Annotated in this window: 14 protein-coding genes; 4 read left to right on the forward strand and 10 right to left on the reverse strand. The window is 29.2% G+C overall.

Annotated features, from left to right (window positions below; translation table 11 throughout):
* Window positions 1–128: 128 nt before the first annotated feature.
* On the forward strand, window positions 129–788 hold the full coding sequence (locus QZ306_RS04260; RefSeq protein WP_295161529.1) for an ankyrin repeat domain-containing protein: 660 nt from the start codon (window positions 129–131) through the stop codon (window positions 786–788).
* Between the two features lie 138 nt (window positions 789–926).
* Window positions 927–1,949: a DUF3089 domain-containing protein gene (locus tag QZ306_RS04265; RefSeq protein WP_295161531.1), complete on the forward strand. Its 1,023-nt coding sequence runs from the start codon at window positions 927–929 to the stop codon at window positions 1,947–1,949.
* A 95-nt stretch (window positions 1,950–2,044) separates the two neighbouring features.
* On the opposite strand, the gene QZ306_RS04270 is transcribed toward QZ306_RS04265, so the two are convergent.
* The 9 genes from QZ306_RS04270 to QZ306_RS04310 all read right to left on the reverse strand — a co-directional run bounded on the left by QZ306_RS04270 (window position 2,045) and on the right by QZ306_RS04310 (window position 12,987).
* On the reverse strand, window positions 2,045–3,262 hold the full coding sequence (locus QZ306_RS04270; RefSeq protein ID WP_295161533.1) for a dihydroorotase family protein: 1,218 nt from the start codon (window positions 3,260–3,262) through the stop codon (window positions 2,045–2,047).
* Window positions 3,259–4,344 (reverse strand): aspartate carbamoyltransferase, encoded by a 1,086-nt coding sequence (gene pyrB / locus QZ306_RS04275; protein ID WP_295161535.1) that lies wholly within the window; start codon window positions 4,342–4,344, stop codon window positions 3,259–3,261. The genes QZ306_RS04270 and pyrB overlap by 4 nt, the downstream gene beginning before the upstream one ends.
* Window positions 4,345–4,882: 538 nt before the next feature.
* Window positions 4,883–5,020, reverse strand: a complete 138-nt coding sequence (locus tag QZ306_RS04280) for a hypothetical protein (protein ID WP_295161537.1) — start codon at window positions 5,018–5,020, stop codon at window positions 4,883–4,885.
* Between the two features lie 90 nt (window positions 5,021–5,110).
* A complete protein-coding gene (locus tag QZ306_RS04285; protein WP_295161539.1) occupies window positions 5,111–6,868 on the reverse strand; it encodes a potassium transporter TrkG in 1,758 nt (585 codons plus the stop codon).
* A 78-nt stretch (window positions 6,869–6,946) separates the two neighbouring features.
* On the reverse strand, window positions 6,947–8,077 hold the full coding sequence (hydE, locus tag QZ306_RS04290; RefSeq protein WP_295161540.1) for a [FeFe] hydrogenase H-cluster radical SAM maturase HydE: 1,131 nt from the start codon (window positions 8,075–8,077) through the stop codon (window positions 6,947–6,949).
* A gap of 21 nt (window positions 8,078–8,098) precedes the next feature.
* Window positions 8,099–9,283, reverse strand: coding sequence for a [FeFe] hydrogenase H-cluster maturation GTPase HydF (hydF, locus tag QZ306_RS04295; RefSeq protein ID WP_295161542.1), 1,185 nt, complete (start codon window positions 9,281–9,283; stop codon window positions 8,099–8,101).
* A 24-nt stretch (window positions 9,284–9,307) separates the two neighbouring features.
* Complete coding sequence (hydG, locus tag QZ306_RS04300) at window positions 9,308–10,726, reverse strand: [FeFe] hydrogenase H-cluster radical SAM maturase HydG (protein ID WP_295161544.1); 1,419 nt, start codon at window positions 10,724–10,726, stop codon at window positions 9,308–9,310.
* Window positions 10,727–10,763: 37 nt separating this feature from the next.
* Window positions 10,764–11,018, reverse strand: a complete 255-nt coding sequence (locus QZ306_RS04305; protein WP_295161547.1) for a TM1266 family iron-only hydrogenase system putative regulator — start codon at window positions 11,016–11,018, stop codon at window positions 10,764–10,766.
* A 124-nt stretch (window positions 11,019–11,142) separates the two neighbouring features.
* The gene (locus tag QZ306_RS04310) at window positions 11,143–12,987 is read right to left on the reverse strand and encodes a methyl-accepting chemotaxis protein (protein ID WP_295161548.1); all 1,845 of its coding nucleotides are present in this window, start codon (window positions 12,985–12,987) and stop codon (window positions 11,143–11,145) included.
* Window positions 12,988–13,160: 173 nt separating this feature from the next.
* On the opposite strand from QZ306_RS04310, the gene pbpC reads away from it, so the two are divergent.
* Both pbpC and QZ306_RS04320 read left to right on the forward strand, forming a co-directional pair.
* Window positions 13,161–15,692 carry a penicillin-binding protein 1C gene (gene pbpC, locus QZ306_RS04315; RefSeq protein ID WP_295161549.1) on the forward strand — a complete coding sequence of 844 codons (2,532 nt, stop codon included), beginning with the start codon at window positions 13,161–13,163 and terminating at the stop codon, window positions 15,690–15,692.
* Window positions 15,693–15,768: 76 nt separating this feature from the next.
* Window positions 15,769–16,482 (forward strand): FecR domain-containing protein, encoded by a 714-nt coding sequence (locus tag QZ306_RS04320; protein WP_295161551.1) that lies wholly within the window; start codon window positions 15,769–15,771, stop codon window positions 16,480–16,482.
* Between the two features lie 56 nt (window positions 16,483–16,538).
* Here the strand turns inward: QZ306_RS04320 and radA are convergent, their stop codons facing one another.
* Window positions 16,539–17,906, reverse strand: coding sequence for a DNA repair protein RadA (gene radA, locus QZ306_RS04325; RefSeq protein ID WP_295161553.1), 1,368 nt, complete (start codon window positions 17,904–17,906; stop codon window positions 16,539–16,541).
* Window positions 17,907–17,978 lie beyond the last annotated feature (72 nt).

The following is a 17,978-nucleotide window of genomic DNA, read 5'->3' on the forward strand; positions in this document are numbered from 1 at the left end:
AACAAAAAATTTAATAATGTCTATATAAATTATAGTATACAAAAACTATATAATCAAGTATAATATTTAATTATTCAATAATATCTTAAATATATTAGTTTCCATAAAAAGTAAAAAGGAATAAAACAATGAAAAAAATATTAGCTGTTTTAATTTTAATATCTTTTAATTTATATTCTCTAACTGAAAATGAAGCAAGCTTTATAGAAGCTGCAGAAAACGGAGATATTAAAAAAGTAAAAGAGCTCTTGGCTTTAGGAGCTGACATTAATATTCAAAATAATGGTGGCGATACTGCTTTAATATGGTCTGCATATTATGGTCATACTGAAACAGTAAAGGAGTTAATAAAAGCAGGAGCAGATATTAATATTCAAGATACTGAAGGCTTTACTGCTTTAATATTTGCTGCAAGTAAGGGTTATACTGAAACAGTAAAGGAATTAATAAAGGCAGGGGCAGATATTAATATTCAATATATTGACGGCTTGACTGCTTTAATATTTGCTGCAAGTAAGGGTTATACTGAAACAGTAAAGGAATTAATAAAGGCAGGAGCAGATATTAATATTCAAGATAATGACGGCCTTACTGTTTTAATGATGGCTGTAATTAATAGTCGTACTGAAATAGTGAAGGAATTAATAAAAGAAGGTGCGGATATTAATATTCAAAGTAATGAAGGCTTTACTGCTTTAGATTATGCAGAAGAAATGAATAATGATGATATTATAAAGCTTTTGAGTTCTTTAAATAAGAAAAAAATGAAAAAAGGAATAAAACAATGAAAAAATATTAGCTGTTTTAATATAAATTTATTATAATATGCGGTATGCTATTATAATAAATAAGTCATAAAATAATATTGATTTAAATATTTTTTATAATTATAATAGAATAATAATAGCTATATTTAAGGAATTAATATGATTCTTATTTATGAATTAAGAAGTAAAATATCTGCTTTGATTTTAATTAGCATAATAATATTAAGCTGTTCGCCAAATAATAAGAATAATGAAATAGAAAAAATAAAAACAGATTATTCTGATAAAAATAATTGGCTCAGCATACCTGAAAATATAAATGAAAAAGAAGCTGATATTTTTTATTTATACCCTACAATTTGGACAAGATCCGATACAAATGAAAGTATAATATGCCCTATAAACTATATTCCTATGAGACGCGGAACTACAAATGTAATGCTTGAGCAAACAGGTATATTTGAAGAAATAGGAAATATATATGCTCCGTTTTACAGGCAGGCAGATGCTTTATATTTGATGAATATAAAAAATAATATAAGCAGGGAAGAACAGTATAAATATTTTTATTCATATCCTAAAGAAGATGCTATTGCCGCATTTGACTATTATATAAAAAATTATAATAACGGCAGACCTTTTATATTGGCCGGACATTCTCAAGGTGCTATGATGATAAAAAAAATATTGATTGATTATTTTAAAACTAATGATAATATAAAAAACAGAATGGTTGCGGCTTATATATTCGGATATTCCGTTACAAAAAAAGACTTAAAAGAAAATACTCATTTAAGATTTGCAAACGGAGAATATGATACAGGAGTTATTATTTCCTACAATACTGAAAGTCCGAATTTTAACGGATATAATCCCGTAGTTCTTGAAGACTCTATAGCTATTAATCCTATAACTTGGACATTAGAAGAAACTTTAGCCTCCAAAGAAGAAAGCTTTGGAGCGGATATATTTAGTAATTTTGGTAAGCCTTCAAAAATTGCTGATGCTCAAGTAGACAAAGCAAGAGGCGTTGTAAAATGCGGAAGTATAAACCCTGATGATTTTTATTTAGAAACAGGGGGAGTTTTTGAAAAAGGTGTTTATCATATTTATGATATAGCTCTTTATTATTATGATTTAAAAGAAAATGCTAGAAAAAGATTAAATGCTTTTTGGAAGTAAAAAGAAGTAAAGTATTAAGATTTAAGAAAAATTATCAATTGATTATTGCTTCTTCTTGTTATTAATTTTTTTAGTTATTTTTGTATTAAAGAGTTTTAATTATAATTTATTTCTTTTCCGATGAGATTATTATTAAAGTTTCTGTTATTATAAACTATATTTCCCCGTACTATAGTTGTTAAAACTTTTCCGCCTCTTTTGAATCCTATATAAGGAGACCAGCCCGCTTTTGTAATTATATCTTTTTCTTCTATTTCTGAGTTATCATTTAAGTTCACTATAACTAAATCGGCATCATAATTTTCTTCTAATAATCCTTTGTCCTTTATTGAAAATATTTCAGCCGTATTTTTACTCATAATTTTTGTTAATAATTTTAAGTCTATGCTATTATCATTAACTTTTTTAAGCATAATTTCTAATGAATTTTCTGCCGAAGGTATTCCGAATGTAAGTTTTTCTAATTTTTCGCTTATAAGATGAGGCGCATGATCTGTAGCTATAGTATCTATTGTGCCGTCTAATACTGCATTCCATAATGCTTTATTATCAGATTTATTTCTTAATTCAGGCTTCATTCTAAGAAGCATTTTATTTTTATCATTTTTATTTACATCTTCACTATTAAAAAATAAATGATGAGGAGCAGCTTCTCCGTAAATAATCATTCCTGAATCTTTTGCTCTTTTTAAGGAATTAATTTCGCTTTCAAGCGATAAATGACATAAATATAGCGGGGTATTAGTATTTTTTGCTATTTTTATTGCCTTATCAGCCATTTTATCTTCCGCATGAACTGTAACTATTTTTGAAGATTCAAATAATTTCTCCAATACTTTATCATCTTCTACAAGCATATTTCCTGTTGAGGCATTAAGAAATATTTTTGTTGATGCGGCTTTATCAATAATATTTTTTATATCTTCGCTGTTATCCGATTTGCTTCCTCCAAAATGAAATCCGTAATCAACATAAGATTTTCCTATCATCATAGCTTTTTTAGAAAGTAAATTTTCTTTTGTTATGGTATTAGGAATTGTGTTCGGCATATCTAAAAATGTAGTGATGCCGCCTTTAGCGCAGGCTTTGCTTCCTGAATTGAAATTTTCTTTATGAGTGAGACCTGGATCTCTCATATGAGTATGTGGATCTATTATTCCGCAAAGAACAATATTATAATTTGCATCTATTATATTATTATCTTTATAGTTTTCGGTATTATTATTGGCGTCTATTTTTTTTATTTTTCCGTTTTCTATTATAATAGAAACAGCATTGGTATTATTTATAATTTTAGCGTTTTTTATAATCATATATATTTTTCTATTTCTCTATTACAATAATAACAGAAATCTCCGTATTCTTTTTTTATAACTTTATTTTTTGTCTGTTCAAAATGAGTAATGCATTTACTGTTAGTGCATACTATTTTATTATTTTCTTTAATTTCATAAGGTATTTCTTTTCTTTTATATTTAGATTCAATAACTCCAGAAGCTAATGCCATCATAGCCATTCTTGTAGGAACTCCGTTTCTAGCCTGTATAAAATATTTTGCATATTTAGTATTGTCTAAATCTATATTTATTTCATCAACCCTAGGAAGAGGATGCATTATTATCATATCATCTTTGCATTTTCCTAAAATAGACGCCTTAGAAATATTAAATGCATGCTTTACCTTTTCATATTCATTTGCATCTTCAAATCTTTCCATTTGTATTCTAGTCATATATAGACAATCTACTTCTTTTAATATTTCTTCATAGCTGCTTAGTTTTTTATATTTTATTTTTGCCTGATCCATTTCTTTTAATATATAATTCGGTATTTGTATAATGTTAGGAGATATAAAATAGAACTGCCAATTAAACATCATTAAAGCTTTAGATAATGAATGAACAGTTCTTCCGTATTTAGTATCTCCTACAAAAGCAATTTTTTTATTTTCAATAGCTGATAATTCTTCTCTTAATGTATATAAATCTAATAATGTCTGGCTTGGATGTTCATTGGAGCCGTCTCCTGCATTTATAATAGGACGGTTGGTAACTTCTTCTGCAAATTTTGCAGCCCCGTCAATATTATGACGAATAACTATTATATCAGAATAGGAGGAAACCATAATTATAGTATCTCTTAAAGATTCACCTTTTTTTATGGAGCTTTTATCAGGATTGTCAAATCCTAATTCTTTACAGCCCATTTTATAAGCTGCCGAAGTAAAAGATAATCTGGTTCTAGTGGAAGGTTCAAAAAATATACTAGCCATTATCATGCCGTCCATTATTTTTCTTCTTTTATTACTATCAGTGTTATCCAGTTCTTTAGTTACATCTAATACTTCAATTATTTCTTCTTTTGATAACTCTTTGATAGATATAAAATTTTTCATTTTTGCTCCCTTAAGAAACCTGTTATTGTTTTTTTATATTTAAATTCGGCATAAAAAAAGGAATAAAGTTCTTATATTTAAGAATTTTATTCCTTGTTTTTTAAAATTTCCAAATTCGAAATTTTTAAGTAAATCAAATAGATTATATAATAAAAAATAGCTTTATACCATAAGAATATATTTTTCATTTTTTATCCTATTGCTTATAAATTTGGAGAATTGTATCATAAATAATAAAAAAAATCAAGTATAAATTTATGATTTATATTTTTAAGAGACTAATATACTGTTATTATACTTTTTTATTTTATTATTATTTATACAAGTAATTATTACTGCAAATATACCATAATGTCTATATCTTTTAATTTATTTTCATCTATGATGTAAAAAAACAGACATTTATATTTTTTATAATTTTTACATCTATTCTGTCATTTTTTTTACTTAAAATATCATTGATATATTTAGATGAAAATACAGTTGGATCAGTCTCTATAAAAATAATATCTGCTAAATCTCAGTTTTTTTTAATTCATCATATATGCATACATAAGTTTTTTTCGTTATACTCTTTTACAAGTATAATAATATTTTCATTATCAAAAGAGTGATAATCTATAGTTTCAGTATATTTTTCAGATTTAAATATTTCATCCGTAGTTGTGATTATCACCTTATTATCTTTTATAGCTTCCTGCTATTTTTTCTATGTTATGAGTTTTTTCTCCCGCACCGCATACAATAATAACTTTAGACATAATTTTTAACCGATAGTTACATCGCCTGTAGGCAAATCTATTATGCCGTATTTACCCTGATCTATGGATCCTATGCTCATAAATAAGGTAAGATATCCCACTCTTCCTATAAACATAAGTATTATAAGTATTAATTTACTCCATACTGTAATTGACGGAGTTATTCCAAGCGAGAGACCTACCGTGCTTATAGCGGATACAACCTCAAACAGTATAGGCATCATAGTATTTGATTTTTCTATATAGAACATAATAAACGAAGAAAGTACCGAAATGCCTATGGCAAGCGTAACTATAGCAACGGATTTATTAACTGCATCATCTTTTATTTTTCTGCCATTAACTACAATATAAGGTCTGTTAAAAATAGCCGTAATTACTGAAAACATAAAAACAAATAATGTAGTAGTTTTTACTCCGCCCCCTGTACCATTAGGAGAAGCGCCTACAAACATTAAAAATATAATAACTCCTATGGTAACGCTGCTCATAGAATTATAGGCTATAGTTTCAAAGCCTGCGGTTCTAGGGCTTACGCTTTGAAATAATGAAACCAATATTTTTTCTTTTAAAGTCAGATCCTTTAAAGAATTAGAATATTCATTAAAAAATATAAAAACACTGCCTATGATTATTAAAATTACGCTTGTATATATTACTATTCTAGCCTGAACATCAAATACATATCTTTTTCCTTTTACCTTATTAAATATAGCCCTTGTAATTGTAAGCATTACTGGATATCCTATACCTCCCAATATTATAAGAAGCATAATTGCAGTATTAACCGTGATATTAGCTGAATACTGATGCAGATTATCTGTATAAAGAGAAAATCCTGCATTACAAAAAGCGCTTATAGAATGAAATACTGAATAAAATATACGTATGGCAAAACTATTATTTATGTCCATTACAGTAAATAAAGAAACTGCACCAAGCAGCTCTATTAAAAATGTTGATAAAAAAATAACTTTTACCGTTGATTGTATTATATCTTTATTCTGTGTATTGAACATTTCCAAAGTTCTAACTCTGTCTTGAACGCTTCCCTTATTTACGGAAAATAAAAGCACTATAGCCGATATGGACATAATACCTAATCCTCCTATCTGTATAAGTATAATTAATACAATTTGTCCGAATAATGTAAGCTCTTTAGAAACATCTATAACGCTTAATCCTGTAACGCATACCGCACTGGTAGCAGTAAATAAAGAGTCTATAAATGATAATTTTCCGCTTACTGTGCTTAAAGGCAGATATAGAAGCAGACTTCCTAATGTTATAACAAATATAAATGAAGCTATGATCATCTGATATAATGTAAACTTTGAATATGAAAGCCTAAACCAATTTATCACTATAACTAAAAAGAAAAGTATTGATCCTGCTATTGTCCATATTATTCTATTTGCATATATGTCATAATATTTTCTGCTGAAAAAATTCAGAAATAATAAACCTATAAGCTGAACAGCCGTCATTATAATATAAAGTTTTCTCGGAGCTATTCTTATCTGATCTATAAGTATAAATATAAAGCATATTGTAATAATATTGATGATTTTATCATAATTATATATATAAAAATTATTAGTATTAACCTGTCTTACCTGCATTAAAAGAACAAATATTGCAAATATGGATCCTGCTATTGCAGTTAAATTTGATATTCTTCTTAAAAACTCCTCTATAGACTGAACTACTGTTTTATTAGGATTATTTTGATTATTAATTTTATTATTAAAAATATTTTTCATAATTAATATTTACTCTTATTATATAATTATAATATTTTAATATATAATAGTTTATATGTAAATATATAATTTTATTTTTTATGAAGGCTTATAATATCTGTTAATATCAAAATCTCCTCTTTCTCCAGTAAGAATATATCCGATTTTTTGCATATTTTCTCTAAGACTTTTAACACCTTCGGCCGACTCGGCTCCCGCAGCTATTTTATCATTATAAAGCATATATTTTTTTCTCATATTAATAGGCGATAGATTAGGCATAACAACATTAGCACCATGAAGTATTCCAAGCTCTCTTCCGCCTTCTTTAATAGTGCCTAAAGCAGTAGTTGCAGGTATCAATGCCAAAGGAAAAATAAGACGAAGTATGCTTATAATTATTAAGGTAAGCTCAAGTTCTCCTTTTTTCTCATCTGCAAACGGCGTGTCCCTATGCGGCAAAAAAGGACCTATTCCTATCATCTCTGGATTAATTTCCTGCATAAATATTAAATCATCGGCAATATTTTCTAAAGTCTGATAAGGACTTCCTACCATTATACCTGTTCCAGTCTGATAGCCCAGCTTTTTTAAATTTCTTAAGCATTTTTTTCTATTATCTAAATTCATATTGTATGGATGAAGTTTTGAATAATGATCATTATCTGAAGTTTCATGTCTGAGTAAAAATCTATCAGCTCCTTTTTCTTTTAATACTCTGTAATAATCCTCTTCTTTTTCTCCTATTGATAATGTTAAAGCGCAGTTTGAGAATTTTTTTTTAATTTCATGCACAATATCAGACATTATGTCTATATTATAATAAGAATCTTCTCCTCCCTGAAGTACAAAGGTTCTGAAGCCTATATTATAACCGAGTTTGCAGCAGGATAAAATTTCATCTTTATTTAATCTGTAGCGCTCGGCATTTTTATTGCTTTTTCTTATTCCGCAGTATATGCAGTCATTTTTACAGTAATTAGTAAATTCTATAAGTCCCCGCATAAAAACATATTTACCAAATACTTTATCGGCTTTATCTCTTGCCTTTAATCTGAGATATTCTTTTAATTTTTTTATATCTTCATGTTGCCCTGAAGTAAACTCTTTTTTATTAATATCATTATTATATTCAAAAGACGATAATAGTTTTAAAGCATCTTTATAAGATATGCTTTCTTCGGCTGCAGTTTTATCAATAATTTCCTTTGCTGTTTTTATATTACTCAAATTAAATATTCCTTTTCAGTATTATATATATTTAACTCCGTTTATCTTTGCTATAGCCATACCATAATTAGTTATTGGAATATTCTGCTCTTTGCATATTCTTATTCTGTTTAATATATGTTTTCTAGTTCCCATACACCCTCCGCAATGTATTATCAAATCATATTTTGACAAATCATTCGGAAAATCGTTTCCTGATGTATAATCGATATCAAAATCAAAACCGAATTTATTTTTTAATAGGCTTGGAATTTTTACTCTGCCTATATCTCCTTCTAATGGAATATGCGTGCAGCTTTCGGCTATTAACAGCCTGCTGTTTTGATTAAGTTTATCTATAAAGCAGGCTCCTTTTTTATATATCTCTTCATCTCCTTTGTATCTTGCAAAAAGCACTGAAAATGAAGTTAGAAGACTATCCTCAGGCTTTAATTTTTCCACTTCTTTAAAAACTTGGGAATCTGTAATTATTATTTTAGGTGGCTTTCTTAATGACTTAAGCGCTTTTTCAAATTTATCAAAGGAGGAAGCAATAACCACAGCCTTATTATCTAAAATATCTCTTATAGTCTGAACCTGCGGAAGAATAAGACGCCCTTTAGGAGCCTGAATATCCTGAGGCATAACAAGCATCACAATATCATCTTCTTTTATTATATGACCTGTTATGCTGATTTCTTCAGTTTTAGGAATAGTTAATTTTATAGCTTCTATAAGCTTATTAATATTAAGTTTATTATAGGTGCTTATTGAAACTGTTTCTAAACCGAATATTTCTTTTATATTAATTTCCATATTTTTATAATTACAATTTAAATCTATTTTATTTAAAACGGCAATAATAGGTATTTCTAAACGGCAAAGATCATCTTTCCATTTTAATTCAAGCAGATAATCATTGCTGGAAAAAGAAGCGTCAAATACAAGCAAAGCAATGTCTGAGGATTCTATTATTTTTTTTGTTTTATGCATTCTCAAATCTCCGAGATATCCTTCATCATCAAAGCCTGCGGTATCGGTTATAGTGCATGCGCCTATTGTATTTATTTCTATAGATTTTTTTACAGGATCCGTAGTAGTGCCCGCTATATCTGAAACTATTGCGATATCCTGATTTGCAATTGCATTAATAATACTCGATTTGCCAGCATTCCTTCTTCCGAATATAGATATATGACTTCTGTTTGAATTTGGTGTATTGTTCATTTTTAACATTCCTAATTTAATACATTAAAATTTAAAATCTCTTGTTCCTTTGTCTATGCATTTCAAAGCATAAGCCAATTTTGTTTTTACTTTTTCGTTCGGCACTTTTTCTATTTCATTTATAATAACTTTATCTATGGATTTTTTAGTTTCTTCTTTAGCATAGTCATTTTCATATTCTTTTAATGTTATTAATGCATTAGCCTGACAGAAATTTTTTATCTGTCCGCTTTTAGCAAAAGCCATAAATCTGTCTCCTGTTCTCCCTTCTCTGTAGCAGGCTGTGCAGAAGCTTGGAAGATAACCTATATCAGCAAGCCATTTTACAATATCATCAAGCGAACGGCTATCAGAAATTTCAAACTGTTTTGAATTCTCATCTTCTTCTTCGGCATATCCTCCGACACTTGTTCTTGAACCTCCGCTTATCTGAGAAACTCCTACCTCCAACACTTCCTCCCTTGATTTTTTACTTTCTCTTGTAGAGACAATTATTCCAGTATATGGAACGGCAATTCTTAAAACAGCTGCTATTTTCTTAAATAAATTATCATCTATAGCATTAGGAAAACTTTTAACATCAACATCATCGGCAGGTCTTATTCTAGGTATGCTTATAGTATGAGGTCCGCATCCGAAAGTATCTTCCAAATGCTTGGCATGATAGAGCATAGCAGTAAAATCATATTTGTAATCATAAAGCCCGAATAATACTCCTATACCCGTATCATCAATACCTCCTTCCATAGCCCTATCCATTGCTTCTGTATGATATTCATAATTGCTTTTAGGACCGCTTGGGTGAACTTTTTCATAGGTAGGCTTATGATAAGTTTCCTGAAATAATAAATAGGTTCCTATGCCTGCTTCCTTTAACTTTTTATAATTTTCAACCGTAGTGGCCGCAATATTAACATTAACTCTTCTGATAGCTCCGTTTTTATGTTTAATATCGTATATCGTTTTTATAGAATCAAGCAGATATTCCATACTTGCATAGTCAGGGTCTTCTCCCATTTCCAATGCAAGTCTTTTATGTCCCATATCCTGCAATGCTATAACTTCAGATCTAATCTCATCTTGAGTAAGTTTTTTTCTTGCTATATGAGAATTTTTAGCATGATAAGGACAGTAAATGCAGCCGTTAATACAGTAATTTGATAAATAAAGCGGGGCAAATAATACTATTCTTTTACCGTATATTTCTAATTTTATTTTTTTAGCCGTTTCAAATATTTTGCTTTCAGTATCTTTATCACCGCAAAGAAGCAAAGCTAATGCTTCTTTAGGTTCAAGACCTTTCATTTCATTTGCTTTTTCTAGTATATCTTTTATACTATATTTTCCGTTTTGTACCTGAGATATTGTTTTTAGAATTTCCTCATCGTTTATAAATTCATTTGCATTTTTTGATTTTGAACTATAATTAAATAAAGCATACATAAATAGAACTCCTGCTGATAATAAAAACCGTTAAAGATTATCGTTTTCTATCTGCATAAAGCGCTTTTGCAAAAACGCCTTCAAGCATACCGATTTTACCTGTTAAACTGTTAATTTTATCAATAGGAGCATTTAAGACTATACTGATTATATTTATATTTTCTTCTCTGTAAGGAATGCCCATTCTTCCTATAATAAAATCGCTGTATTCATGCAAAGCTTTATTTACTTTTGAAGCATTTTCAGTTTTCTCAACTATTATGCTGATAACAGCAATTCTATTATTTTCCATAAACTAATAAATCAGATAAATATAAATTATAAAAAATTCCTTTATGATAAACATTAAAAGTTATTCATTTAGGTTTTAAATATTATAGCCTTTATTTTTTATTTTGTAAATAGTTTTTTAATCATTATTGTTCTATACTGAAAAAACTTACAATATTCTGCAGTTCTTTAGCATTATTATATAATGATATGGAAGAAGCTGTGGATTCTTCCACTAAAGCTGCATTTTCCTGAGTAATATTATCCATTTCCGTAACAGCTTTATTAACCTGAGCCACACCTGATTGCTGTTCTAAAGCAGCAGAACTTATATCTTTAATGATGTTTGCCGTTTCTTCTATCTGTTCTTTAATGCCCATAAATAATTGTTCCTGACTTTCAACTATTTCATTAGCTTTGCTTATTTTTTCATATACCTGATTAACTAATTCAGTAATATCTTTAGCCGAATCCTGACTGCTCTGCGCTAAACTTCTTACTTCGCTTGCAACAACGGCAAAACCTTTTCCCTGTTCTCCTGCACGGGCCGCTTCCACTGCGGCATTAAGAGCTAAAATATTAGTTTGAAAAGCTATGCCTTCTATAACTTTTATAATATCTTTAATTTTTGCACTGTCATTATTAACTTCATTCATACTTCTTACCGTTTCAGACACGATAGATGAAGCCGTTTCTATAGATTCTCTGCAGCTGTTCATCATGTTATTGCCTTTAACCGAATTATTTGCAGCCATAGATATTGCAGAAGCTATTTCTTCCATAGAAGAAGCTGTCTGTTCAAGGTCAGCCGCCGTGCTCTCAGACTTTTTTGCAAGATCTTTATTTCTGGAAGCAAGTATATTAGCCGCATCTGACATTTTTTCTGCATTACTTAAAGTGCTGTCTATTATCTGTATAAGCTTGTATTTCATATTATGGAAGGAATGAGATAAATCGCCGAGTTCGTCTTTTCTATTCATTTTTCTTCCATGTCTGATAAGTTTTCCTTCCTCTATTTCTTTAGCCTCTTCAACTACAATATTAAGCGGCTTTATTATGCTTCTGGTATATAAAAATACCACTAATGTCATAACGGCAATAGAAAATATACTGATTATCACGCTGGTTGCAATTATTGAATTATTGATTTCATAAATCTCTTTATTGTTCATAACATAAATAACTGTCCAAGGTTGAACGCCCATTTTTTTATAATATCCGCTGCGTATATTGTTATTATACAAGTATTTTAACTCCCCTTCTGTACTCGCTCCTTGAACTATTTTAATATATTCGCTAATAGCTTCTTCGCCTATATTGGAAATATCGGAACCCATAACGATGATTCCTTTTTCATTTACCATAACTATTTTAGCGGTTTTTCCAAGTCTTATATCGCTGAAATATTTTTTATGAATAACGGGCAATTTAATAACGGATAACAAATATCCTATTAAATTATTATTAAAATCTAAAACTCTTATTCCTAATGAAATTGTAAATTCTTTTGACTCTTCGGATCTTATAATATTATTGCCGAATACGAACTCTCTGCCTGATCTTAGCTTACTCCAAGTATCCGATCTAAAATCCTGAATATTTCTGCCTATTAATTTGCTGCTTCTGGCTAAAGATATATTGCCGTTGGTATTAATCACATATATATCTTCAATATATTCATTTCTATCGCAGAATAAATTTATATCTATCAAACTATTCTGCCTATATGTTTCGTCATTACCGTTCATCAAATAATTTATAATATTAACACTGCTGGCATAAGCTGTAGAAACCATAAGCTGCGACTCTAGTATAGAATCAAATAAATCAACATATCCGCCAGTAGTATTGTGAAAACCTCTATATGTAGTATCTGTTAAGCCTTTATTCGAAAAATAGAGTGAAGTTCCAAGAAGAAATACCAGCATTAATATCAACATTGAACTTATAGTTACAGGCATTTTAAAAGACAAGCTATGTATTTTTTTCATAAGATGATTTACTCCTGAAATTGAAAATAATAAAACGGTAATAAAACCCATAACAAGTTTAATTATAGTAAATAAAAATATATTTGTCAATGAAAATTTAATTTATATAAATATTCTGTTTCTTCAAATAAATAATTTGACTATTTGTTAATTCTTTTGTAAAATAGCGCTCTATGGAAAAAATTATCAGAAGAACTGCATTAACTATAATATATACCGTATTGTTGTTTTTGATAATATTATCGGTTATATTCATACCTAAAGTATATAATTTTTATAAATACTGCAGAGAATATATAAATAAGCCGTTTTCAAAAGATGAATTAAATATAAAAGAAGAGAGAGCTTTAAAAATATATGATAGAAATTCTGTACTAATATCAACCGTATTTCCGAAGTACGGCGGATTTTTTGAAGAAGTGGAATATAAAGATTTATCAGCAAATTTAATTAATGCCGTAATAAGTGCGGAAGATAAAAATTTTTTTCATCATAGCGGTATAGATTATAGATCCGTAATAAGAGCATTTTTATCAAATCTGATAAGAGGCAGAGTTGTGTCGGGAGGAAGTACAATTACTCAGCAGCTCGCTAAAAATATCATACCCCGCAGAAGAACATATATAAATAAGTTCTATGAAGCCCTTGATGCAATAAGACTTGAAAGAAATCTTTCAAAAGAGGAAATAATTACGGAATATTTAAATAGAATATTTTTCGGAAATAACTGTTACGGAGCAGGAGCTGCAAGCGATTTGTATTTTCATAAAAGTACAAAAGATTTAAATAATAATGAAGCTGCGGTGCTCGCTTCAATAATAAAATCGGGTACAAAATTCAATCCGTATAAATTTGAAGAGAGATTAAATTCAAGAAGAATATATGTATTAAGCAAAATGAAAAATAATAATTTCATAACAGATGAAGATTATATTAAATATATAAATGAAAAACCTAAAATCTATGATGATAAAGAAAAATATACATTTAAAACGCCTCATTTTACAATGTATGCAAGAGAATCACTTGATAAATTAAAATATACTGAAGTAACGGAATTAAGAACCACATTAGATTATAATATGCAAAAAGAGGCCGTTTTGGTTATAAGCAATTCAAGTCAGTCTCTTCATACTTTCAACGTGCGTAATATATCATGCATAATACTCAATGCTAAAACTGGAGAAGTTCTTTCAATGATAGGCTCAATGGACTATTTTGATGCGGAAACTCATGGCGCTGTAAACGGATCTACTGCATTAAGGCAGGCGGGAAGCACATTAAAGCCTTTTATGTATGCATATTTATTTGATAAAGGAGAATCTCCTGCTTCCGTTATAGCCGATATTAAAACATATATTAATTCGCCGGGCGGAGATTATATACCTGAAAACTTTGATCATAAGTACAGAGGTCCTGTTACCATAAGAGATGCATTAGCAAATTCGCTTAATATACCCGCAGTTAAATGGCTTGCAAGATACAGTATAAAAGATTTTCAGAATATACTTCTAAAATCTGGCTTAAGTTCTATAGATAAAAATCCCGACTATTACGGATATTCTCTTGTGCTTGGAAGTGCTGAGGTAAGATTAATTGATTTAGCATCGGCATACAGCATATTTCCAAACTCGGGTATATTTATAAATCATTATTCTATAACTTCATTAAAAAAAGCAAACGGAGAAGTTATAACGCTGCCTAAGAAAACTTCAAGAAAAGTAATATCGGAAGAAAGCGCATATCTGATAACAAGCATACTTTCCGATAGAAATGCAAGAATGGGATCTTTTAGAAGCTATAAAGGAATAGTGTATCCTTTCTCTGTTGCAATAAAAACCGGTACTTCAAAAGGATCAAGAGACGCTTGGGCTGTGGGCTATACAAAAGATTATATAGTGGGGTTATGGCTCGGAGATTTTGCAGGAAGCGAGATGATTAATATAACAGGGGGAAACGGAGCTGTTCCTATACTTTATGATTTATTTGCTATGCTTAATAAAAGCCATAAAGAAACCGAATGGAATAAGCCTGATACTATAATAAAAAAAGAAATATGCCTCATAAGCGGAAAATTAAGAGGGGAGTTCTGCAAAGAAACAAGAATTGAAGAGTTTTCTCATATAAATATACCAAAAGATGAATGCGATGTTCATAATCTGTATATAAAAATAAATTCCGACGGTTCTGTAACAGCAAAGGTTTTTATTAATATGCCAAGCGAATATAACGGCTGGATAAAAGAGCAGCAGATTGAACGTCCGAATCATCAATGGACAAAAATAGACAGTATCTATGAATACAATAGAATAAAAAATAATATTAATTATCAAAACGGTAATTTTGAAAATACTTTAATATATAATTCAGTTAATGAAGTTGATATAAATAATGAATCATCTGAAATAAAAATCGGCAATGCGCAAAGACTTTCAATAAAAGAGCCTGCTGACAATTCTGTATACAGTATAGATTCGTCTCTTCCTATAGAATATCAGAATATATTCATATCTTCATACATACCGAAAAATATTGTATCTGCAGTATTATTCTGCAATAATGAAGCGATAGCTGATATTAATGAATTAAAAAAAGAATATATAAGATGGAATCTTAAATACGGAGATTATACTTTTTATATAGAAGCAAAAACCGATGAAGGGGAAACTATAAAGAGCCCCAATATAAAAATACATATACAGTAATAAAAAACAGTATTGATAATTTTTTTAATGCCGATATTATTAGCAATATAATATTTATTTTTGATGGAGTTTATCAATGAATAAAAAAATTACTGCCTTATTGCTAATGCTTTCTATAACTTTGAGTTTGCAGTCCGCTTATAAAACAAATCAGTATATGCAGGTAGTTGATGTTAAAGGAAAAGTAAAAATATCTTCTCAAAAAGCTATAGTAAAACCTGCCAGTAACGGAGATTTTATATTTACTAAAGATAATATATCTACAGAAAAAAATTCTTCTCTTACCTCATACTTGGAAAGCAATAATATATTTAAAGTTAAAGAAAACTCATCATTAAATATAAATGAATCTTATGATAAAACAGGAAATACAAAATTATATTTAGACAGAGGTAATTTTTTAATTGCAGCATTTTCAAATATTAAACCTGACTCTATTATAGTATCAACTTCTAATGCAAGCATAAAAGTATCGGGAGCCGCCGCCGTATCTTATGAAAACGGAAACACGAAAGTAAAATTTATATACGGAGACGGAGAAGTAAACGGTAAAAAAGTTAATCAATTTATGGAAGCAGACATCGATAATTCTAATAAATTGTTGGTAAAAAATATAGAACTGAATTATGATTTAACAAATACAATAAATGAAATATCTTCTATGCCTTATATAGAGACCGTAGTTCCAAATATGATCAATATTAATGATATAAAAGATTATGCATATACAAAAAATGATGCTATTGAAAACAGAACAACTTTTATAATAACTAATGAGATAAATAAATAATAACTTATTATCAGCAGCAATAAAAGCGGCTGCTATTTTATTCTGTATTTGCAAAATTATATACCTAATTTCTTTACCGCTTCCGATATATGATCTATTCCTATAATTTTTATATTGTCTGTATTTTTTACTTCTTTCAAAGCTCTTTTAGAAATATATACTTCTTTAAGAGAAAATTTTTTCATTTCTTTTATACGCCTCTCTATAAATCTCACAGGTCTTACCTCTCCTGAAAGTCCTAACTCACCTATATATGCGCTTGTTCTTTGAATCGATATTCCAGACATACTTGAAGCTATTGCCATTGCTATTGACAAATCGCTTGCAGTTTCCTTCACATTAAGACCGTTTGCTATATTAATATATACATCTTGATTTGATAAATTAATATGTGCTCTTTTTTCAAGTATGGCTATTATTATTAAAAGTCTGTACTGATCATATCCTATTGTAAGCCTTCTGGGATATCCGAAAGCACTGCTTCCAACCAATGCCTCCTGCTCCACGCAGAATACTCTGCTTCCTTCTATCACAGGAGCAATTATGCTTCCTGCAAATACGGAATCGTTTAATCCTCTTGCGAATACTTTTGAGGGATCTTTTACTTCAGTCAATCCTCTCTCATTCATCTCAAATATTCCAACCTCATCAACAGCTCCGAAACGATTTTTTACGGCTCTTAATATTCTGTATATGCCTTTGTCATCACCTTCAAAATATAGAACGCAATCAACAATATGCTCTAATATCTTAGGTCCTGCAATAGTTCCTTCTTTCGTGATATGGCCCACTAAAAATATTGTTATGTTTTTTAATTTTGCAGTCTGCATTAAAGCCCAAGCACAGTTTTTTATTTGTGCGGGAGAACCTGCTATACTGTTTGCAGAAGAAGTGTATATTGTCTGTATTGAATCTATTACTGCAAGAGAAGGGGGATTATCCAATAATGTATTTATTATATTATCGCAATTGGATTCTGAAGATATTAAAAAATCGGAATCTTCTAATGCGAGTCTTTCTGCTCTTAACTTTATTTGTTCAAGAGATTCTTCTCCCGTAAAATAATAAACTTTTTCACTCTTTGATATGTTTGAAGCAACCTGCAAAAGAATTGTAGATTTCCCGATTCCTGGCTCTCCGCCTATAAGTATTACGCTTCCGGGTACAATTCCTCCTCCCAATACTCTGTTAAGTTCATCTATATCCGCAGATATTCTTATATTTTCATTAGTCTTAATTTTTTTTATAGATGTTAATTTGGATTTATCCGAAGAAACGGATACTTTTTCTTTTATATTTTCAGATGATTCTGCGAAAGGTTTTAAGGTATTCCAAGAACCGCAGGATGGACATTTACCCATCCAATTAATAGTGCTTTCTCCGCAATTATCGCATACAAATACAGTATTATTTTTTTTTGCCATTGTATTACCGTTTTATTTATTAAGTTCTATCAATTTTATTACAAGTTTTAATATATTATTTGGGCTAAAAAT

The organism is uncultured Brachyspira sp. (assembly GCF_910588665.1).
GTDB lineage: Bacteria > Spirochaetota > Brachyspiria > Brachyspirales > Brachyspiraceae > Brachyspira.